The sequence below is a fragment of the Micromonospora sp. WMMC415 genome (assembly GCF_009707425.1).
Lineage (GTDB): Bacteria > Actinomycetota > Actinomycetes > Mycobacteriales > Micromonosporaceae > Micromonospora.
In genome coordinates, this window is record NZ_CP046104.1 from 5,110,404 (window position 1) to 5,130,884 (window position 20,481).

Consider the following 20,481-nt stretch of genomic DNA (forward strand, 5'->3'; position numbering starts at 1 on the left):
CGCATGGAAATCAATCCGGGTGGTCCGCGCCTGTTCGATGCGGTGTTGCTGGACCGGGACGGGACGTTGGTCGAGGACGTGCCGTACAACGGGGACCCGGAGAAGGTGCGGCCGGTGTCGGGTGCGCGGGCGGCGTTGGACGCGTTGCGGGCGGCGGGTCTGCGGCTGGCGGTGGTGACGAACCAGTCGGGGCTGGCGAAGGGGTTGTTCGACGAGGCGCAGATGCGGGCGGTGCACGCCCGGGTCGAGGAGTTGTTGGGGCCGTTCGACGCGTGGCTGGTGTGTCCGCACGACGACGCCGACGGGTGTGGCTGCCGTAAACCGGCTCCGGGTCTGGTGCACGCCGCCGCCCGGGAGTTGGGTACGGTGCCGCGGCGGTGTGTGCTGGTCGGTGACATCGGTCGGGACGTGACCGCTGCTCTGGCGGCGGGGGCGCAGGCGGTGCTGGTGCCCACGCCGGTGACCCGCCCCGAGGAGATCGACGCCGCCGGCTGGGTCGCGCCGGATCTCCCCGCCGCGGTCACGGAGATTCTGCGCCGGCAGGCCGCCGTCGTGCCCCGCGAGCCCCGCCGCGCCGGCACGGTGCTGGTCGTGCGGTCCGACTCCGCCGGCGACGTCCTCGTCACCGGACCCGGCATCCGCGCCGTCGCCGCACACGCCGACCGCGTGGTGCTGCTGTGCGGGCCCCGCGGCCGCGCCGCCGCCGACCTGCTACCCGGCGTCGACGCCATCATCGAACACCGCCTGCCCTGGATCGACCCCCACCCCGACCCCGTCGACCCCGACGACATCACCACCCTCACCACCACCCTCGCCGCCGTCGCCGCCGACGAAGCGGTCATCTTCACCAGCTACCACCAGTCACCGCTACCCCTGGCCCTGCTGCTACGCACCATCGGTGTCCACCGGATCTCGGCGATCAGCGACGACTACCCCGGCGCCCTGCTCGACGTGCGCCACCGCGTCCCCACCGGCGTACCCGAACCCGAACGCGCCCTCTCCCTCGCCGCCGCCGCCGGCTACGCCCTGCCCGCCGACGACGAACCCGCCCTCCGGCTGCGCGTCGACCGGTGCGACAGCCCGGTGGAGACGCTGCACCCGGCCCTGGCCGAGCCCGGCTACGTCGTCGTGCATCCCGGCGCGTCGGTGCCCGCGCGCGCCTGCCCGCCCCGGCGGTGCGCCGACGTCGTCGCCGCGCTCGCCGACGCCGGGCACCGGGTGGTGGTCACCGGCGCACCGGACGAGCGGGAGCTGACCGCGTACGTCGCCGGGGACCGCGCCGTCGACCTGGGCGGCCGTACCCCGCTGGCCGGCCTGGCGCGGGTGCTCGCCGGCGCCCGCGCGGTGGTGGTGGGCAACACCGGCCCGGCCCACCTGGCGGCGGCGGTCGGAACGCCCGTGGTCAGCCTGTTCGCCCCGACCGTCCCGTTCGGGCAGTGGGGGCCGTGGGGCGTGCCGACCGTACGCCTCGGCGACGCCACCGCCGGCTGCCGGAACACCCGCGCGTCGTCCTGTCCGGTACCCGACCACCCCTGTCTCGCCGGCCTCGACCCCGGTGACGTGGTCGACGCGGTCCGCGTGCTCGTGCCGTCCCGCTGAACCCCGAGACACCCGCTGAGGAGAGGCATGAACATCCTGCTCTGGCACGTGCACGGCTCGTGGACGACGTCCTTCGTCCACGGCCGGCACCGCTACCTGGTGCCGGTCACGCCCGACCGGGGCCCGTACGGCCTCGGGCGGGCCCGCACCTACCCCTGGCCGGACCGGGCGGTGGAGGTGACCCCGCAGGACCTGGCGAACGCCGAGGTGGATGTGGTGATCCTGCAACGCCCCGAGGAGTACGACCTCGCGGCGCAGTGGCTCCGCCGGCGGCCGGGACGGGACGTGCCGGCGATCTACGTCGAACACAACACGCCCAAGGGCGACGTTCCGAACACCCGCCACCCGATGGCCGACCGCGAGGACCTGCTGGTCGCCCACGTCACCCACTTCAACGAGCTGTTCTGGGACACCGGCGCCACCCGTACCGCGGTGATCGAGCACGGCATCGTGCCGCCGCACGTCGAGTGGAGCGGCGGCCTGGACCGGCTCGCCGTCGTGACCAACGAACCGGTACGCCGCTGGCGGGTCACCGGCACCGACCTGATGCCGCGCTTCGCCGAGGTCGGCCCGCTGGACGTGTTCGGCATGGGGGTGGCCGGGCTGCCCGACGCGCTGGCCCGGGCCGGTTTCCCCGACCTTCCGGTGACCGGGTACGACGACCTGCCGCAGGACCGGATGCACGCCGAGGTGGCTCGGCGGCGGGCGTACCTGCACCTGTGCCGGTGGACGTCGCTGGGCCTCAGCCTGATCGAGGCGATGGCGATGGGCATGCCGGTGATCGCCCTGGCCACCACGGAGGCCGTGGACGCGGTGCCGGCCGACGCGGGAGTGCTCGCCACCCGGGTCGACACCCTCGTCGAGGCCGCCCGGTGGTTGATGACGGACCGCGACGCGGCCTCCCGGTTGGGCGCGCGAGGTCGCGAGGTGGCGAAGGAACGGTTCGGGCTCGGACGGTTCCTCGCCGACTGGGACCGGCTGATGGAGGAGGAAACATGCGCATCGCGATGATCTCGGAGCACGCGAGCCCGTTGGCTGTTCTCGGCGAGGAGGACGCGGGCGGGCAGAACACCCACGTGGCGGAACTGGCCGCCGCGCTGGTCGGCGAGGGGCACGACGTCCGCGTCTACACCCGCCGCGACTCCACCACGCTGCCGGACACCGTGTCCACGGCGGACGGTTACCAGGTGTGCCACGTGCCGGCCGGCCCGGCGCTGCGGGTGCCGAAGGACGACCTGCTGCCGTACATGGGTGAGTTCGGCCGCTGGCTCGCCGGCCAGTGGCGCGACGGGGACTGGACACCGGACGTGGCGCACGCGCACTTCTGGATGAGCGGGCTGGCGACCCTGCACGCCGGCCGCCGGACCCGGGTGCCGGTGGTGTTGACGTACCACGCGCTCGGCACCGTCAAGAAGCGGCACCAGGGCGCCAGGGACACCAGCCCACCGGGCCGGATCGGCTACGAACGGGCGTTGGGGCGGGCCGCCGACCGGGTGATCGTGCAGTGCCAGGACGAGATCGGCGAGCTGGTCCGGCTGGGTGTGCCGCGGTCCCGGATGGCGCTTGTCCCCTCCGGCGTCAACCAGGAGATGTTCCGCCCGGACGGGCCGGTCGCCCCGCGCGACCCGGCCCGGCAACGGATCATCACGGTCGGCCGGATGGTCGAGCGCAAGGGCTTCCCGGAGGTGGTCCGGGCCATGCCCGCGGTGCCGGACGCCGAGTGCGTGATCGTCGGCGGGCCCCCCGCCGAGCAGCTCCCGGCCGACGCGTTCGCCCGCCGGCTCGGCGCGCTCGCCGAGTCCTGCGGGGTGGCGGACCGGGTGAAGCTGGTCGGCGCGGTGCCCCGGGAGGAGATGGGCCGCTGGTACCGGTCGGCCGACCTGCTGGTCGCCGCCCCCTGGTACGAGCCGTTCGGGCTGACCCCGCTGGAGGGCATGGCCTGCGGCGTGCCGGTGGTGGGCACGGACGTCGGCGGCATCTCCGACACGGTCGTCGCCGGCCTGACCGGCGACCTCGTACCGCCACGGGACCACCGGGCGCTGGGCGCGGCGATCCGCCGCCTGCTCGCGGACAAGGTGCGCCGGTTCGCGTACGCGACGGCGGCGCTGGACCGCATCCGCAGCCGGTACTCCTGGAAGCGTTGCGCCGAACAGCTCGGCGCCGTGTACGCCGCGGTGACCGCCGCCGGCCGTCCCACCCCGGCGGTGGCCTGATGACGGCGGGCCTGTCCACCCTCGACAGCCACCTCGCGAACCTGGCCGCGGCGCTGCTGCCGTACCGGCAGGTGGCGGAGCGGCTCTCCGGTTGGGGAACGGAACTGGCGTGGACGCTCGCGCGGGGCGGGCGCCTGCTCGTGGCGGGCAACGGCGGCAGCGCCGCCGAGGCGCAGCACCTCACCGCCGAACTCGTCGGCAAACTCCGCGACGACCGCCAACCCCTGTCCGCCATCGCCCTGCACGCCGAGACCAGCGCCGTCACCGCCATCGGCAACGACTACGGCTACGACGAGGTCTTCGCCCGCCAGGTCCGCGCCCACGGCCGCGACGGCGACATCCTCCTGCTCATGTCCACCAGCGGCGCCAGCCCCAACCTCCTGCACGCCGCCCACGCCGCCCACGACACCGGCCTGCGCTGCTGGGCCTTCACCGGCCCGACCCCGAACCCCCTCGCCGACCTCTGCGACGACGTCCTCGCGGTGCCGTCGCCGGACAGCCAGGTGGTGCAGGAACTGCACCTGGTCTCCAGCCACGTGCTCTGCGAACACGTGGACCGGGCACTGCCGCTGGTGCGGGACGTGCCTCGGGTGCCAGCGCCGCGCGGGCGTACCGAGCGGTTCGTCGACGGCCGCGTGCTGGCCACCGCCGGCCTCCCGACCGGCCCCGGCGCCAACGGACACGGTGCGAACGGACACGGTCCGACCGGGCACGGTGCGAACGGACACGGTCCACCGGGGCACACGGCCAACGGACACGACGGCGCCGGCCGGACGGACGGGGCGGACCGGTGAGCGGGCCGCTGGTGATCGTCGGTGACGCGCTGCTGGACCGCGACGTCGCCGGCACCGTCAGCCGGGTCTGCCCGGACGCCCCGGTGCCGGTGCTGGACGAGCGGTCGGCGACCGACCGGCCCGGCGGCGCGGGCCTCGCCGCGCTGCTCGCCGCCGCGCAGGGCACCGAGGTCGCCCTGGTGACCGCCCTCGCCGACGACCCGGCCGGGGCCCGCGTGGCGGAACTGCTCACGGCCGCCGGGGTGCGCGTCTACCCGCTGCGGATGCCGGGCGCCACGCCCGAGAAGATCCGGTTGCGGGCGGGCGGCCAGACACTGCTGCGGCTGGACCGGGGCGGCGAGCCGACGGCACCGGCCGAACCGCCCGAGGCGGCCCTGGCGGTCATCGCCGCCGCCGGAGGCGTCCTCGCCAGCGACTACGGACGCGGCGTGCTGCGGCAGCCGGCGCTGCGGGCCGCGCTGGCGGCGGCGTCCGCCCCGGTGGTGTGGGACCCCCATCCGAAGGGGCCGGCGGCCGTGCCGGGCGCCCGGCTCGTCACGCCGAACCTGGTCGAGCTGCGCCAGCTCACCGGCGACGCCGGTGCCAGCCCGGCGCTGTCGACCGCCACCCGGGCCGGGCACGAGCTGCGGCGGCGTTGGCGCGTCGGTGCGGTGGCGGTGACGACCGGCGCGGAGGGCGCGGTGCTGTGCCACTCCGGCAGCACCCCGCTGGTCGTGCCGCCGCCCTCCCCGGTGGCGAAGGTCGAGGACACCTGCGGTGCCGGGGACCGGTTCGCCGTGGCGGCCGCCGCCGCTCTCGCCGGCGGGGCGCTGGTCTCCGAGGCGGTCGGCGAGGCCGTCGCCGCCGCGTCGGCGTACGTGGCGGCGGGTGGCGCCGCCGGACTGCACCGCGAACCGGAGCGGCCCGTCCGGCCCGAGCCCGGCCCGGCCGAGCAGGTCGTGGCACGGGTACGCGCCGACGGCGGCACCGTCGTCGCGACCGGCGGCTGCTTCGACATCCTGCACGCCGGGCACGTCGCCACCCTCCAGGCCGCCCGCCGGCTCGGTGACGTGCTGGTCGTCTGCCTCAACTCCGACCGCAGCGTCCGGGGGCTGAAAGGCCCGGAGCGGCCGCTCAACACGGAGACCGACCGGGCGGCGCTGCTGTCCGCGCTGGACTGCGTGGACACGGTGGTGGTCTTCGACGAGCCCACACCCCACGCCGTGCTGTCGCGACTGCGCCCGGACATCTGGGTGAAGGGCGGCGACTACGCCGGCGACGGGGCGCCGGAACTGCCGGAGGCCGAACTGGTCCGCGGCTGGGGCGGCCGAATCGTCACGGTGCCCTACCTGGCCGGCCGGTCCACCACGGCCACCATCACCGCCGCGCGACAGCGCGGTGACCGACTCATCAAGGGAGCAGCATGAGCGAGCGGATCAGCCGGCTCGGTGCGGTGGCGCCGCAGGTCGTCGCCGGGAAGGCGGGGGCATGAGCAGGGAGCTGAACGGATCGGCGGTCCTGGTGACCGGGGGGTCGAGCGGGCTGGGCGCGGCGGTGGTCACCGCGGTCACCAAGGCCGGCGGGCGGCCGTACGTGCTGGACCGCCAGCCCCCGGCGGACGGGGTGCCGTGGGTGGAGTGCGACCTGGCCGACACCCGGGCCGCCGAGGCGGCCACCCGGCAGGTGCTGGAGCAGGCCGGCGGCGTGCTGACCGGCCTGGTCACCGCGGCCGGAATGGACGTGCCGGGCCGGCTGGCGGACGTGCCGGGCGAGACCTGGGACCGGATCGTCGCGATCAACCTGCTCGGCACGGCAGCGGTGGTGCGGGCCGCGCTGCCCGCACTGGAGGCCGCGCACGGCACGGTGGTGACCGTGGCGTCGACGCTGGGGGTGAAGGCGGTCAGTGACGCCACGGCGTACTGCGCGGCGAAGTTCGGGGTGGTCGGGTTCACCCGCGCCCTGGCCGCGGAGCTGGCCGGCACGGTGGGGGTGACCCTGCTGATCCCGGGTGGCATGCGCACGGCGTTCTTCGACCAGCGGGACGAGCGGTACAAGCCGGGGCCGGAGGCGATCCTCAACGATCCCGCCGACACCGCCGCGGCGGTGCTGTTCGCCCTGTCCCAGCCCGCCGGCTGCGCCGTGCGCGAGATGGTGGTCTGCGCCGAGCAGGAGTCGTCGTACCCGTGATCCTCGTCCTGCGCGCCCTGGGCGTCGGTGACCTCGCCACCGCCGTCCCGGCGCTGCGCGCCCTGCGCCGCGCCCACCCCGACCGGGAACTCGCCCTGGCCGCCCCGGCCTGGCTGGCCCCGCTGGTCGACCTGGTGGACGCGGTCGACCGGCTGGTGCCGGCCGATGGGCTCGGGCGCCTCGATACGTCGGTCGGGCGACCGGGTGTCGCGGTGAACCTGCACGGGCGCGGCCCCCAGTCGCACCACATGCTCACCGCGACCCGACCCGGCCGGCTGCTCGCCTTCGCCAACCCCGACGCCGGCCACCACGACGGCCCGCCCTGGCGGGCCGACGAGCACGAGGTCGACCGGTGGTGCCGGCTGCTCGCCTGGTACGGCATCCCCACCGACCGCACCGACCTGGCCCTGACCCGGCCGAGCCCCGGGGCGCTGCCCGGCGGGGTGACGATCGTCCACCCCGGAGCGAAGGCGCCGCACCGGCGCTGGCCGGCGGAGCGGTTCGCCGCCGTCGCCCGCCACCTCACCGCCACCGGCCACCGGGTCGTCGTCACCGGCAACCGCGCGGAGCAGCGCCTGGCCCAGCAGATCGCCCACCTCGCCGGACTGCCCGACCACGCGATCCTCGCCGGCCGTACCGACCTGCACCACCTCGCCGCCCTCGTCGCCCACGCCCGACTCCTCGTCAGCGGCGACACCGGCATCGCCCACCTCGCCACCGCCTACCACACCCCGTCGGTCCTCCTCTTCGGCCCCGTCCCACCCGCCCAGTGGGGCCCACCACCCGACCGGACCTGCCACGAGGTCCTCTGGCGCGGTCCGGACGACGGCGGGCGGGCGGACGGCGTACCGCATCCGGCGCTGGCGGCGCTCGACGTGCCGGACGTGCTCGCGGCGGTGGAGCGGGTCGAACGCCGCGCAGCGGTCCCGGCGCCGGCGCGGTCGCCGGAGTGGCTCCCGGTCGGGTGACGGCCGTCACCCGCTGGTTACCCGTCGGTAGGCAAGGCCCGTAGATTGGCACCGTGAACGCGGAGTACCAGCAGGAGTTCGTCGACGTCGACGGGGCGCGTCTCGGCCTCCAGGTCTACCCCGAGCCGGACGACGGCGCCGACACCCTGGTGCTGATCTCCCCCGCCATGGGGGTCCCCGCCCGCTACTACCGGCCGTTCGCCACGGCCCTGCGCGCCGCCGGGACGGCCGTCGCGATCGCCGACCTGCGTGGCACCGGCACGAGCACGCCACCGCCGAGCCGCGCCTGCCGCTACGGGTACGCCGACCTGGCCACCGACGTCGGCGCCGTCCTCGCGGCGCTGAAGGAGCGCCGGGACGGCCGGCGGACCGTCCTGCTCGGTCACTCCCTCGGCGGTCAGGCGGCCCTGTTGCACCTCGCGCTGCACGAGGGACACGACGTCGACGGGCTGGCGCTGGTCGCCGTGGGGGTGCCGTGGTGGCGCAGCTACCCGGGCCCGCGGGGGTACGGCGTCCTGCCGTACACGCAGGGCATCGCCGCCACCGCCCGGTTGCTCGGCGTGTGGCCCGGCTGGGGGTTCGGCGGCCGGCAGGCGCGCGGCGTGATCCGCGACTGGGCGTACACCGCCCGGACCGGCCGCTTCCCACGGCTGGACGGGGTGGACGCCGAGGCGGCCGTCCGCGAGATCCGCACCCCGGTGCTGGCGGTCAGCGTCGACGACGACCAGTACACGCCGCACGAGACGCTCGACCACCTGTGCGCCAAGCTCGTCGCGGCGCCCGTGGTGCGCGAGCGCTACACGGCGGCGCAGGCCGGGGCCCGGATGGACCACTTCACCTGGGTACGCGCGGCGGCTCCCCTGGCCGACCGGGTGGCCCGGTTCGCCGCCGACCTGCCGCAGGGCTGACCCCCGCCCCCCTTCTGCGGCGGCTTCGGTGACCGCGCGAGGTATCGGCGGTCGACGGACGGGGTTAGCGGCTCGGGCGGCGGGTATGCCGCACCGCCCGACACGGTGGAAGGGGATCAGATGTCCGAACGGCACACCGCGCTGCGCTCGATGCACGATCTGGGCCTGGCGGCCTGGTTCGGGGGCTCCCTGATGGGAGCGTTCGGGGTCAACGGCGGCGCGACACAGATCAGCGACTCGACCCAGCGACTGCCGGTGGCGTCGGCCGGGTGGGCCAAGTGGACGCCCGTCAACGCCGCGGCGATCGGCGCGCACCTCGCCGGCGCGGTCGGTGAGCTGGTGACGGAGAGCCCACGGGTGGCGGCCCAGGCGGGAGTGGGCCGGGCCAGCGGCCTGAAGACCGCGCTGACGGTGAGCGCGCTCGCGGTGACCGGCTACAGCCGGCTGCTCGGTATGAAACTGGAGAAGGCCGGCAATCCTCCGGTCGACGGCACGACCGAACCGAACCACTCCACGCCCTCGAACGTGGCGGCGGCCCAGCGGCAGATGAGGGTGCTCCAGTGGGCGGTCCCGGCGCTGACCGGGGCGCTGATCGTGGTCACCTCGTACATGGGGGAGCAGCAGAAGCCCGGACAGGTCTTCCGGGGCATGCTCGGACGGACCGGGTCGCTGGGCTCCATGAAGGGGATCGGCAAGATGGCGATGACGGGCGTGACCGGTCGCAGGATGGCGACGTCCGGCCGCTGACACGGGACGCTGCGCCCCGCCGGTTTCCTGGCGGGGCGCGCAGCCTTTCCCACGGCCGATCTTGCGCCGGACGCGGGTTCCCGGAGGCCGGTTCGCGGCGGCATGCGGCGTTCCTGAAGCCCGGTCTCCGGCGGGTGCGACGTTCCCGAAGGCATGACGACGACCGGGATGGGCAATCGGCCCGGGTAGCCGGACCAACCAGCGAGGTGGGCGATGACGGGCAGCAGCGGGCGGGACGACGGACGGCAGCCGGAGGCGGCCACGCCCTGGGTCACCCGGGACGGTTTCGACGCCGACCCGCCCTGGGGCGCGGGCGAGCACGATCCGATGGACGAGGGCAGCGAGGAGACCGCCGTACCCGAAGGGCGGCGCGGTGAACGCCGCGCCGGTGCGCCGGCCGGACCGTCGGGGCGGGCCGGCCGGCACGGCCTGGGGTCGGTCGAGCCGACGCGTACGCCGACGGCGGGTCCCGGCGCGCCGCCGGACCCGGCGCCGTCACGCCGACCGTTCCCCGACGACGCGGACATCGACATCCGCTCGGAGGACGCGCTGCGCACCCGCGGCCGGCGCTCCTGACCCGCTCGCGCCGCCTGGGCACGACGGGGCTTACGTGACGGGCCGCCCGGCTGCCAGCCGGTGCGGCTCCGACCGGCCGGTGGGGAGACCGGTCAACCGGAGCGGGCCGGCTCGGGCGGGCGGGCCGGCTCGACGCCGAGCAGGTCGGCGAGGCGGGCCGCGTCGCGCTGCGCCTGGTCGCCGCAGCAGTTGTTGAACAGCGCGTGCAGTTCGGCGCTCTGCCCGGCCAGCTCGACGAGCAGTTCCGCCCAGTGGCGCAGCTCCCGCTCACCGTAGGCGTAACGGAACTTCTCCTGCTTGTCGCCGGACTCCCAGGCGGTGCCGTGCCCGTGGAAGCGGACCACCGCGAGGTCGGCGGTCGCGACCGGGATCGGCGGCACCGACGAGGGGTGGCCCTGCGGCATGTCGACCGTGACGTGCGCGAGGCCGTGCTCGCGCAGGAAGGCGAGGGTGTCGAGGGCGGTGGCGCCGTCGAACCAGGAGCCGTGCCTGAGCTCCACGGCGACCGGCCAGGGCCGGCACCGCACGGCCAGCTCGGCGATCCGGCGCCGGGCGGCGTCGCCGTGGACCAGCCAGGGCGGGAACTGCAACAGCACGGCTCCGAGCCGCCCGGCCGCCGCGAGCGGGTCCAGCGCCGCCCGGAACCGGTCCCACAGCTCGTCGTACGCCCCGGGCGTCAGGTCCCGGCGGCGGACGCGGGCCGGGCCGCCCGCCGGGCGCAGGTCGGCCGGGAGCGCGTCGACCGGTGTCGGGTGCCCCGTGAACAGGCGGAACGCCTTGACGTCGAAGGTGAAGCCGTCCGGCGTCGCGGCGGCCCAGCCGTGGGTCGTCTCCGGTGCGGGCACCGCGTAGTACGACGTGTCCACCTCCACGAGCGGGAAGCGTCCGGCGTAGTGGGCCAGCCGGGTGGCGGGGGTGGTGGCGGACCGCGGATACCAGCCGGACCGCAGCAGCATCTGGTCCGCCCAGGACGCCGTGCCGACCTTGATGACACCCATGTAGTTAGTGGAACCCGGATCGGACGAACCGGCAACCGCAGGGCGAAAACCGGCAGCGTGGCGGCGGAGAATGTCGGTGCTCGCACCTATCGTCGGGGCTGTTCCCGACTTCGGCGAAGGGTGACCGCCATGACCGCTTCCGCACCGTCCGTCACCGGCGAGCGCGCCGACCTGCTGGCGAGCCTGCGCCGCCACCGCGGCTTCCTGCTGCAGACCGTGCAGGGCCTCAGCGACGAGCAGGCCGCCCTGCGCAGCACGGTCAGCGAGCTGTGCCTCGGCGGCCTCGTCAAGCACGTGGCGACCACGGAGGCCGCCTGGCTGCGCTTCGCGGTCGGCGGCGCCGACGCGATGGCCAGCGAGCCGGTGGACTGGCTCGGCCAGTTCCGGATGACCGAGGGCGAGACGCTCGCCGGCCTGCTCGACGCGTACGCCGAGGTGGCCGCCCGGACCGACGAGCTGGTCACCACGCTCGACCTGGACGGGTCCCACCCGCTGCCGTCGGCGCCGTGGTTCGAGCCCGGCGCGAGCTGGAGCGTCCGCCGGGTCCTGCTGCACGTCATCGCGGAGACCGCCCAGCACGCGGGGCACGCCGACATCCTCCGGGAGGCGATCGACGGCGCCAAGACGATGGGCTGAGCCGCAGCCCGGCCCCGGGCCGCCGTTCCGGTCCGGCGCACCCGGTGTGCGCCGTCGTTGTCCCAGGTCACTCTCTGCCCGTGTGACGCCCGGGCGCTCGTTGGCGCTGAGGGACACGACATGACTGCACACCGGATGGACCCCGACACCGTCGAGCGGCTGCTCGACGGCACCGCCGTCGACCCGACGGACCGGTGGCACGCCCTCGTGCCGTTCCTGTCGGCGGTCCGCGCCGCACCGGTGCCCGGCGAGCTGGCCGGGGAGGCCGCGGCGGTGCGGGCGTACCAGATGGCGCTCCTCGGCACCCCCGTGGCGATTCCCGAGCGTCGGCGGGGCTTCGCGCTCGCCGGCTTCGGGGTGCGCGCGGCCCTGGTCGGGTTGCTGCTCGCGGGCACCGGCGGGGCGGCGCTGGCCGCCGCCGGGGGCGCCCTGCCGAATCCGCTGCGCCCGTCGACGCCGTCGGTGACGCCGTCCCCGTCGACACCGGCGACGCCCGACGCCACCGGCACCGGCCCGCGGCCCGCTCCCCCGACCGGCGGGGCGGCCCGGCCCGATCCCGACACCTCGGTGGTGGGACTGTGCCGGGCGTACCGGGCCGGCGCCGGCGACAACCCCGGCCAGGCCCTGGACAATCCCGTCTTCGGCGACCTCGTCGCCGCGGCCGGTGGGCGGGACGAGGTGACCGGCTACTGCGACCGGGTGCTGGCCGGTAAGCCCAGCGACGGCCCGAGCGCCACCCCGACCGGGCGGCACCGCAACCAGCCGACCGCCCGTCCCACCGGCCGGGCGACGCAGCCACCCGCCGCCGTGCCCGGGCAGCCCACGGCGCCCGGTGTTCCGACGCCTGGCGACGACGGGCCCGGCAAGCCGTCACCGCCCAACGGCGCGACGTGAGGCGGCCCCGGCCGGGTCAGCGCAGCCGGGGCCGGTGCCCACGCACCCCCGCGGCGCGGTCCCGGCCGTAGGCGTCGGCGTGACCCCACCGGCCGGGGACGTCCAGCAGCTCGATCCGCCCGAAGCCCTCCGGCAGCGCCGGGTTCACCAGCAGGCTGTCGCCGCTGGGGACCAGCCCGAGGACGGTGGCGAGCAGCATCAGCAGGCCACCGGAGGACCACGCCTGCGGGCGGCCGGCGATGGGAAGCTGGACCGGGTACTTCGTCAGGGTGCGCGGGTAGCCGGCGACCACCTCGGGCACCGCCCCGCCGACCGTCTCGGCCATGTCGAACATCCCCTGCGCGATCCGCGCCGCCGCCCGGTCGCACCGGTACCGACGCAGCCCGGCGGCGATCAGGGCGTTGTCCCACGGCCACACGGCGCCGAGGTGCGAGCCGACCGGGTTGTAGACGTGCTGCCCGGCCGCGAGGGTGCGCACGCCCCAGCCGGAGAAGAGATCCGGGCCGACGAGGTGCTCGGCGACCGTACCGGCCCGGTCGTCGGGAACGATCCCGCTCCACAGCAGGTGACCGATGTTGGAGGTGAGCGCGTCGACCGGCTCACCGTCGGGGCCGAGGGTCAGCGCGTAGTAGCCCCGCTCGGGCAGCCAGAAGTCCTCGTTGAACCGCCGCTTCAGCTCCGCCGCCTCCCGCTCGAGCCGGTCCGCGTACGCGGGGTCGCCCCAGACCTTCCGGGCGAGACGGGCGCCGCGCAGCTTCGCGTCGTACGCGTAGCCCTGTACCTCGCAGGTCGCGCGCGGGAAGCCGGGTTGCCGCCCGTTCCGGTCGGTGATCGCGTCCGGTGAGTCCTTCCAGCACTGGTTGAGCCGACCCTTGCGATCGTTGCGACGCTGGTAGCGGACGTACCCGTCGCCGGTCGACACGCCGTACTCGTCGATCCAGTTCAGCGCCATCCGCGCCGGGTGGCGCAGCTCCCGCACCAGCGCGACGTCGCCGGACCAGCGCTCGTACTCGTCGAGCAGCACCACGAACAGCGGCGTGGTGTCGGCCGCGCCGTAGTAGAGGGTGGTCGGCTCCTCGCCGAACGCGGCGGCCTCCCCGTAGCGCAACTCGGCGAGGATCTTGCCGGGTTCCTCGTCGTGGACGTCGTCCAGCTGGCCGCCCTGAACCAGGGCGAGCAGGCGCAACGCCACCGGCGTCAGCTCCGGCGTGAACGGCAACGTCTGGAGGCAGGTCACCAGGATGTCCCGCCCGTACAGCGTCATCGCCCACGGCAGGCCACCGACCGTGACCCGCCGGGTGGACGACAGCGGCTCGTAGCGCAGGGCGGCGAGGTCCGTCAGGCACCGCTCGTACGCCGCCGCCAGCGCGCCGTTCTCGGCGACCAGCGTGGGTGCCCGGTCGAGCCAGGCCTGCAGGTCGTCGCGCATGTTGCGGCGGACGTTGCGGTGGTGGGTCTCCAGGTCGGCGCGCATGTCGTGACCGCCCTCGCCCCGCACGGTCATGCAGATGTGCAGGTCGGTCTCCCACTGCCCACGGGGCGCCACCCGGATCCGGAACGTCATCCCCGCGTCGTCGACCTCGACCGGCGCGGTACTGGTCACGATCGCCTCGCGGTCGAAGTGTTCCCGGCGGTACCGGAGCCGCAGCTGCCGGCGCTCCGGCTCGGGGGTGACCTCGACCGGTCGCTCGCGCGGCCGGCCGACCTCGGCCACGTCGGAGAAGTCGCTGCCGATCTCCATCCGGACCGTCATGTCGGCCGGCTCGGCGGAGTGGTTGAGCACGGTGAGCTTCTCGTTGAAGCTGTCGTCGAGGGACCGGTGCCGGATCACCGACACGTCCGCGTCGACGTAGTGGCTGGCGGTGCCGGGGACGAGGAAGAACCGGGTCTCGAAGTACGTCATGTCGTCCCGGGACAGGGCCTGCAACCGCTCCCCGTCGACCCGGAGCACCCAGTGCGCCAGGAACCGGGTGTCGAAGGAGAAGAGCCCGACCGGCGTGCGGGGGTCGACCTCCATGTCGCCCTGCGCGTCGCTGATCGCGAAGGCGTTGCCGGCCATCACGTGCACCCGCTCCTGCCTCACGGGTGCCTCCGCGTACCGGTCGCCACGTCACGGGGGTGGCGTGCGCCGGGCGAGCCGGGGAACAGCCGGCGGAGCATCATGAACAGCCGGATGTCACCGCGAATGGTCAGGTCGTTGCGGCCCAGTGCCGCCGCCGGGTGCAGCGTCCCGGCGGCGATCCGGTCGAAGACCGACCGGTCTGCGCGCACGACCAGGTCGGCCTCGTCGGCGCTCCGGGTCACCGCGACGCGCTGGTCGGCGATGGTCAGGTACCAGTGTTCCGTGCGGCTGTCGCCGCGGGCGTCAAGGCGTACCGTCCCGGCGGTGGTCTCGGGCAGGTCCGGGTGGATGCCGTCCCCCAACCGCCGCAACAGGTCCGCCGCAGGCGTCGTCATCCGCTCTTCCTTCCTGTCCCTGGCAGGCTGACACGGCGCGGGGTGAGGCCGGTTCACCCGGAGCGGGTGAACCGTTTGACGGCGCGCCGAGCGGGCAGACGGGCCGCGACGGACAGGAGGACCCGATGCGCGCACTGCGGTTGCCCGGCTGGAAGTCCGAGCCCGAGCTGGTCGAGGTGCCCGAGCCGACGCCCGGCCCGGGCCAGGTGGTGGTGCGCGTCGGCGCCGCCGGGGCCTGCCACTCCGACCTGCACCTGATGCACGACTTCGAGGCCGGCGCGGTGCCGTGGAACCCGCCGTTCACGCTGGGACACGAGAACGCCGGCTGGGTGCACGCGCTCGGCGACGGCGTGACCGGGCTCGAGGTGGGGCAGCCGGTGGCGGTCTACGGGCCGTGGGGCTGCGGGACGTGCGCCCGCTGCCGGGTGGGCGTCGACCCGTACTGCGAGAACCCGGCCGGCGCGCCGGTACCGGGCGGGGGCGGCGGCCTCGGTCTGGACGGCGGCATGGCCGAGTACATGCTCGTGCCGGACGACCGGCACGTCGTTGCGCTGCCGGACGGGCTCGACCCGGTGCGGGCGGCGCCGCTGACCGACGCCGGTCTCACCCCGTACCACGCGATCCGCCGGTCCTGGGCGAAGCTGGGGCCGACCAGCACTGCCGTGGTGATCGGGGTCGGCGGGCTCGGGCACGTGGGCGTGCAGATCCTCAAGGCCACCAGCGCGGCCCGGGTGATCGCGGTGGACACCCGGGACGGGGCGCTGCGGCTCGCCGATGAGTGCGGCGCCGACCTGAGCCTGCGCTCGGGGGCGGACACCGCCCAGGAGATCCGGAAGGCCACCGGCGGCCGGGGCGCGGACGTGATCATCGACTGCGTCGGCGCGGACGCGACGCTGGCGCTCGGCGCCGCCGCCGCGCGGACCGTCGGGGACCTGACCATCGTCGGCCTCGGGGGCGGCACCCTGCCGGTCGGGTTCTTCTCGGTGCCGTACGAGGTGAGCATCCAGACCACCTACTGGGGCAGCCGCCCGGAGCTGATCGAGGTGCTGGAGCTGGGCGCGCGGGGGCTGGTCCGGCCGAAGGCGAGCACGTACGCGCTGGAGGACGCGGTCACGGCGTACCGGAAGATGGCCGACGGCACGCTCGAGGGCCGCGCCGTCGTCGTGCCCTGAGCACGATGGTCGCGCGGCCCGGAAACGCGGGCCGCACCCTACGATGATCACGTGGTCGCGGCGCTGGAGCTCTACCTGGACACCGATGCCAGCCGGCGGATCCGGGTGCTCTGGGACGCGCTCGAGGCCGAGGGCGTGCAGAGCATGCGCTCGCTGCTGGAGCAGCGGCACCGCCCGCACGTCTCGCTCGCGGTGGCGCCTCGGCTGGACCCCGAGCAGGTGGCCGGAGCTCTCGCCGGGTGCGTGGTGGCGGAGCCGCTGCGCCTTGATTTCCAGTACGCCGGGCAGTTCGTCGGCCGGGTGCTGTGGCTGGGTGTCACGCCGACCACCGAACTGCTGGCGCACCACCGGCGGGTGCACGACCGGCTGGTTGGCGCCGGGGTGACGCTGGCCGAGCACTACCGGCCGGGTCGCTGGGTGCCGCACTGCACCCTGTCCATGCGGGTGCCGAACACGTTGCTGGCCGCCGCCGTCCGCCGCTGCCTGGAGATGCTTCCGCTCAGCGCGACGGTCGTGGCCGCGGGGGTCGCCGACCACGCACGCGGCATCACCCATCCGCTGCCGTGATCGGTACCGCCGACCGATGCCGGGCCGCCGCACCGGAACGCGGCATTCGTCCATAAAGGACGACATCACCTTTCGCTCAGCCGGCTAGAACTTCTGGTGAATTGATCGAAAGATGTCGTCGTCTGGTCTAATGTCTCGGCTCATCACCCCGCGTTCAGGTGGCGACCCGGGTCGGCGTTCCGATCACCACCTGGCTCCGGTTCGACGGTCACCGCCCTCCCCCACCACGACTCCCGCGGTCGGCCGTCGCCTCACCCCTACTGCGTCCCAGGAGGAACGATGGGCAACTGGCTGCTGCGCCGATTCCGCAGCCCCGTCCTGACGTCGGCCGCGCTCGTCCTCGCCGCCACCGGCCTGCCGGCGGCACCGGCGGCGGCGGCACCACCCGCCCAGGAGCCGGGCGTCACCCTGCGCGTGTACGACGTGCAGGTGCCGCTCGACGAACTCTGCACCCTGAAGCCCGGCCAGACTCCGAACGTCGACCGGCTGATGCCGACGATCAACTGGACGTCGAGCAGCGACTTCGGCTTCGAGGACCGCTTCGTGACGCAGGTGCTCGGCAACCTGAACGTCACCCAGGCTGGCTCCTACACGTTCCGGCTCACCAGCGACGACGGCTCGAAGCTGACCATCGGCAGCACCGTCGTCGTCGACCACGACGGCCTGCACGGCCCGACGCCGAAGGAGGGGACGCTCACCCTCGCGGCCGGGCTGCACCCGCTGCGCCTCGACCACTTCGAGCGCGACGGCGGCCAGCAGATCACCCTGGAGTGGCGGACCCCCGGCTCGTCGACGTTCACGCTCGTGCCCAACTCGGCGTTGAGCACCGACGCCGGCGTGGTGCGGGTGACGTCGCCGGGCCGCAAGGAGTGCGAAGGTGTCTTCGACTCGCCCGGCGACGGCCTGCCGCTGGCGGGGGTCCACCCCGGCTACAGCCTCACCAACCTGCGGCCGAGCGGCTTCCAACCGAAGGTCACCGGCATGGACTGGCTCGCCGACGGCCGGCTGGTCATCGCCACCTGGGGCGGCAACGACCAGTCCGGCACCTCACAGGACGGCGAGGTGTACATCCTGGGCAACACCGGTGGATCCACCGGGCCCGGCAACGTCACCACCAAGAAGATCGCCGACAACCTCAAGGAGCCGATGGGCCTGAAGGTCGTCGACGGTGTCGTCCACGTGTCGGAGAAGCAGCGGCTCACCCGGCTGGTGGACACCAACGGCGACGAGGTCGCGGACCAGTACCAGACCGTGGCCACCTGGCCGTACGGCGGGAACTTCCACGAGTTCGCGTTCGGCCTGCTCTACCAGGCGCCGTACTTCTACCTGAACCTCTCCGTGTCGATCAACTACGGCGGTGCCACCACCGATCCCCAGCCGGCCCCCAACCGGGGCACCACCATCAGGGTGCACAAGGACACCGGGGCCGTCTCGTACGTCGCCGGTGGCCTGCGGACGCCGCACGGCATCGGCTGGGGGCCGGAGAACGGCATCTTCGTCACCGACAACCAGGGCGGCTGGCTGCCCTCGTCGAAACTGCTGCACGTCAAGCAGGACCGGTTCTTCAACCACTACATGAACCCGGCCGGTCCGTTCGACACCAGGCCGGTCACCCCACCGGTGCTGTGGATGCCGCAGAACGAGATCGCCAACTCCCCCAGCGCCCCCGTGCTGGTGCCCAGCGGCACCTTCGCCGGGCAACTGCTGATCGGTGACGTCACGTACGGCGGGCTCCAGCGCGCGTACCTGGAGAAGGTCAACGGCGAGTACCAGGGCGCGCTGTTCCGGATGACCCAGGGTCTGGAGGCCGGCGTCTCCGAGGTGCACCTGGGGCCGGACGGCGCCATCTACGTCGGCGGGCTCGGCGCCGGCGGCAACTGGGGCCAGAGCGGCAAGCTGGCGTACGGCCTGCAGAAACTCACCCCGAACGGCACCACGGCCTTCGACATCCTCGCCATGCGCGCCACCGAGGGCGGATTCCAGCTCGAGTACACCCAGCCGCTGTCCACCGAGACCGCGACCGACCTCGCCGCGCGCTACCGGGTCAAGCAGTGGCGCTACCAGCCCACCGCCGCCTACGGCGGCCCGAAGATCGACGAGCAGACGCTGACCGTCTCGTCGGCCACCCTGTCCGCCGACCGCAAGACCGTCACCCTCACCGTCCCGGGTCGCAAGGCCGGGCACGTGGTGTACGTCCGCTCACCCCGGCCGTTCACGTCGTCCACCGGCCAGTCCCTGTGGAGCACCGAGGCGTGGTACACCCTGAACGCCATCCCGGGCAGCACGCCCCCGCCCACCGGCGGCACCAACCTGGCGCTGAACCGGCCGGCCACGGCGGACAGCTCCTGCGCCGCGACCGAGGGCCCGGAGAAGGCCGTCAACGGCAGCGTCTCCGGCGGCAACGGTGACAAGTGGTGCTCGAAGGGCGCCACCAAACACCTCCAGGTCGACCTCGGCGCCGGCCGCGACGTGAACCGGTTCGTGGTGCGGCACGCCGGCGCGGGCGGCGAGAACACCGCCTGGAACACGAAGGACTTCACGATCGCCACCAGCACCGACGGGTCGACCTGGACGACCCGCACGACGGTGACGGGCAACACGGCGAGCACCACCACACACGACGTCACGGCCGTCGCGGCGCGCTACGTCCGGCTGAACATCACCGCGCCGACCAGCACCACCGACGTCGCCGCCCGGATCTACGAGTTCGAGGTGTACGGGCCGGGTGGCGCCGGCGGCGGGACCGGCACCATCACCGGGACCGGCGGCAAGTGCCTGGACGTCAGCAACTCGGCGACCGCCGACGGCACGAAGATCCAGCTCTGGACCTGCAACGGCACCAACGCGCAGAAGTGGACCCGGGTCGGGGAGACGTACCAGGCTCTCGGCAAGTGCCTGGACGTCGCGAACGGCGGCACCACGAACGGCACCAGGGTGCAGTTGTGGACCTGCAACGGCACCGGCTCCCAGGTGTGGCGGCCGCAGGCCAACGGCTCGATCCTCAACCCGCAGTCGGGCAAGGTGCTCGAGGCCGCGGGCGGGTCCAGCGCCGACGGCACCCAGGTCCAGATCTGGACGTACGCCGGCGGCGCCCACCAGCACTGGGTGGTCAGCGGCTCGACCGGCCGGATCCAGCTCTTCGACGGCGACGACCTGGACGCCTGGCAGAGCACGGCCGGCGGCGCCGCCACCTGGCCGCTGGCGAACGGGTCGATGGAGGTGCTCGGTGGCGACATCCGGACGAGGCAGAGCTTCGGCGACTTCACCCTGCACGTGGAGTGGTGGGAGCCGACGTACCCGTCGACGGTCACCGGGCAGGCGCGCGGCAACAGCGGTGTCTACCTCCAGGACCGGTACGAGATCCAGGTGCTCGACTCGTACGGCGACCCGTCGCTGGACGACACCGAGGCCGGCTCGATCTACGACCGGAAGGCGGCCGACAGCAACGCGGCCGGCGCACCCGAGACCTGGCAGACGTACGACGTCACGTTCCGGGCGGCGCGCTTCGACGGGGCCGGCAACAAGACCGCCAACGCCCGCGTGACGGTCCGCTGGAACGGCGTCCTGGTCCACGACGACGTGGAGATCACCGGCCCGACCGGGGGCGGCGCCGCGGAGACCGCGGCCGGCGGCCCGATCCGCCTCCAGGACCACGGCGACCCCGGCGCCAACGTCCGCTACCGCAACATCTGGATCGAACCCCTCCCCTAACCAGCACCGGATGCAAGGAAGGGACCCTTCTTAACGCCTGCGGTGGTAAAAGGGTCCCTTCCAATCACCTGGGCC

18 protein-coding genes are annotated in these 20,481 nt (G+C 74.4%); 15 read left to right on the forward strand and 3 right to left on the reverse strand.

Going from position 1 to position 20,481, the window contains the following annotated elements; genetic code table 11:
• The first annotated feature begins 3 nt into the window (after window positions 1–3).
• The 10 genes from GKC29_RS24080 (at window position 4) to GKC29_RS24125 (ending at window position 9,971) form a co-directional block, all read left to right on the forward strand.
• Complete coding sequence (locus tag GKC29_RS24080; protein ID WP_230688789.1) at window positions 4–1,599, forward strand: HAD-IIIA family hydrolase; 1,596 nt, start codon at window positions 4–6, stop codon at window positions 1,597–1,599.
• A 27-nt stretch (window positions 1,600–1,626) separates the two neighbouring features.
• The gene (locus GKC29_RS24085; protein ID WP_155332992.1) at window positions 1,627–2,610 is read left to right on the forward strand and encodes a glycosyltransferase; all 984 of its coding nucleotides are present in this window, start codon (window positions 1,627–1,629) and stop codon (window positions 2,608–2,610) included.
• The gene (locus GKC29_RS24090; protein ID WP_155332993.1) at window positions 2,595–3,812 is read left to right on the forward strand and encodes a glycosyltransferase; all 1,218 of its coding nucleotides are present in this window, start codon (window positions 2,595–2,597) and stop codon (window positions 3,810–3,812) included. The genes GKC29_RS24085 and GKC29_RS24090 overlap by 16 nt, the downstream gene beginning before the upstream one ends.
• Window positions 3,812–4,606: an SIS domain-containing protein gene (locus GKC29_RS24095; protein WP_155332994.1), complete on the forward strand. Its 795-nt coding sequence runs from the start codon at window positions 3,812–3,814 to the stop codon at window positions 4,604–4,606. Before GKC29_RS24090 ends, GKC29_RS24095 begins: the two co-directional genes overlap by 1 nt.
• On the forward strand, window positions 4,603–6,012 hold the full coding sequence (locus tag GKC29_RS24100) for a PfkB family carbohydrate kinase (RefSeq protein WP_155332995.1): 1,410 nt from the start codon (window positions 4,603–4,605) through the stop codon (window positions 6,010–6,012). Before GKC29_RS24095 ends, GKC29_RS24100 begins: the two co-directional genes overlap by 4 nt.
• Before the next feature lie 61 nt (window positions 6,013–6,073).
• A complete protein-coding gene (locus tag GKC29_RS24105) occupies window positions 6,074–6,772 on the forward strand; it encodes an SDR family oxidoreductase (protein WP_155332996.1) in 699 nt (232 codons plus the stop codon).
• Window positions 6,769–7,740 carry a glycosyltransferase family 9 protein gene (locus GKC29_RS24110; protein WP_155332997.1) on the forward strand — a complete coding sequence of 324 codons (972 nt, stop codon included), beginning with the start codon at window positions 6,769–6,771 and terminating at the stop codon, window positions 7,738–7,740. The genes GKC29_RS24105 and GKC29_RS24110 overlap by 4 nt, the downstream gene beginning before the upstream one ends.
• 53 nt (window positions 7,741–7,793) lie before the next feature.
• Window positions 7,794–8,648: an alpha/beta fold hydrolase gene (locus GKC29_RS24115; RefSeq protein ID WP_155332998.1), complete on the forward strand. Its 855-nt coding sequence runs from the start codon at window positions 7,794–7,796 to the stop codon at window positions 8,646–8,648.
• Between the two features lie 120 nt (window positions 8,649–8,768).
• Entirely contained in the window at window positions 8,769–9,395 is a 627-nt protein-coding gene (locus tag GKC29_RS24120) for a hypothetical protein (protein ID WP_155332999.1), read from the forward strand.
• A 213-nt stretch (window positions 9,396–9,608) separates the two neighbouring features.
• Window positions 9,609–9,971, forward strand: coding sequence for a hypothetical protein (locus GKC29_RS24125; protein ID WP_155333000.1), 363 nt, complete (start codon window positions 9,609–9,611; stop codon window positions 9,969–9,971).
• Between the two features lie 92 nt (window positions 9,972–10,063).
• On the opposite strand, the gene GKC29_RS24130 is transcribed toward GKC29_RS24125, so the two are convergent.
• The gene (locus GKC29_RS24130; protein WP_155333001.1) at window positions 10,064–10,969 is read right to left on the reverse strand and encodes a DUF72 domain-containing protein; all 906 of its coding nucleotides are present in this window, start codon (window positions 10,967–10,969) and stop codon (window positions 10,064–10,066) included.
• 129 nt (window positions 10,970–11,098) lie between these two features.
• On the opposite strand from GKC29_RS24130, the gene GKC29_RS24135 reads away from it, so the two are divergent.
• Both GKC29_RS24135 and GKC29_RS24140 read left to right on the forward strand, forming a co-directional pair.
• The gene (locus GKC29_RS24135; RefSeq protein ID WP_155333002.1) at window positions 11,099–11,605 is read left to right on the forward strand and encodes a DinB family protein; all 507 of its coding nucleotides are present in this window, start codon (window positions 11,099–11,101) and stop codon (window positions 11,603–11,605) included.
• Between the two features lie 120 nt (window positions 11,606–11,725).
• Entirely contained in the window at window positions 11,726–12,499 is a 774-nt protein-coding gene (locus GKC29_RS24140; RefSeq protein WP_155333003.1) for a hypothetical protein, read from the forward strand.
• 16 nt (window positions 12,500–12,515) lie between these two features.
• Here the strand turns inward: GKC29_RS24140 and GKC29_RS24145 are convergent, their stop codons facing one another.
• Both GKC29_RS24145 and GKC29_RS24150 read right to left on the reverse strand, forming a co-directional pair.
• Window positions 12,516–14,582: a glycogen debranching N-terminal domain-containing protein gene (locus tag GKC29_RS24145; RefSeq protein ID WP_155333004.1), complete on the reverse strand. Its 2,067-nt coding sequence runs from the start codon at window positions 14,580–14,582 to the stop codon at window positions 12,516–12,518.
• Entirely contained in the window at window positions 14,579–14,956 is a 378-nt protein-coding gene (locus GKC29_RS24150) for an SCP2 sterol-binding domain-containing protein (RefSeq protein WP_155333005.1), read from the reverse strand. Before GKC29_RS24150 ends, GKC29_RS24145 begins: the two co-directional genes overlap by 4 nt.
• 125 nt (window positions 14,957–15,081) lie before the next feature.
• Between GKC29_RS24150 and GKC29_RS24155 the strand changes: the two genes are divergently transcribed.
• The 3 genes from GKC29_RS24155 to GKC29_RS24165 all read left to right on the forward strand — a co-directional run bounded on the left by GKC29_RS24155 (window position 15,082) and on the right by GKC29_RS24165 (window position 20,406).
• Window positions 15,082–16,128, forward strand: a complete 1,047-nt coding sequence (locus tag GKC29_RS24155; protein ID WP_155333006.1) for an NAD(P)-dependent alcohol dehydrogenase — start codon at window positions 15,082–15,084, stop codon at window positions 16,126–16,128.
• A gap of 51 nt (window positions 16,129–16,179) precedes the next feature.
• A complete protein-coding gene (locus GKC29_RS24160; RefSeq protein ID WP_155333007.1) occupies window positions 16,180–16,695 on the forward strand; it encodes a 2'-5' RNA ligase family protein in 516 nt (171 codons plus the stop codon).
• A gap of 279 nt (window positions 16,696–16,974) precedes the next feature.
• Window positions 16,975–20,406 carry a family 16 glycoside hydrolase gene (locus tag GKC29_RS24165; RefSeq protein ID WP_155333008.1) on the forward strand — a complete coding sequence of 1,144 codons (3,432 nt, stop codon included), beginning with the start codon at window positions 16,975–16,977 and terminating at the stop codon, window positions 20,404–20,406.
• The last annotated feature ends 75 nt before the right edge of the window (window positions 20,407–20,481 follow it).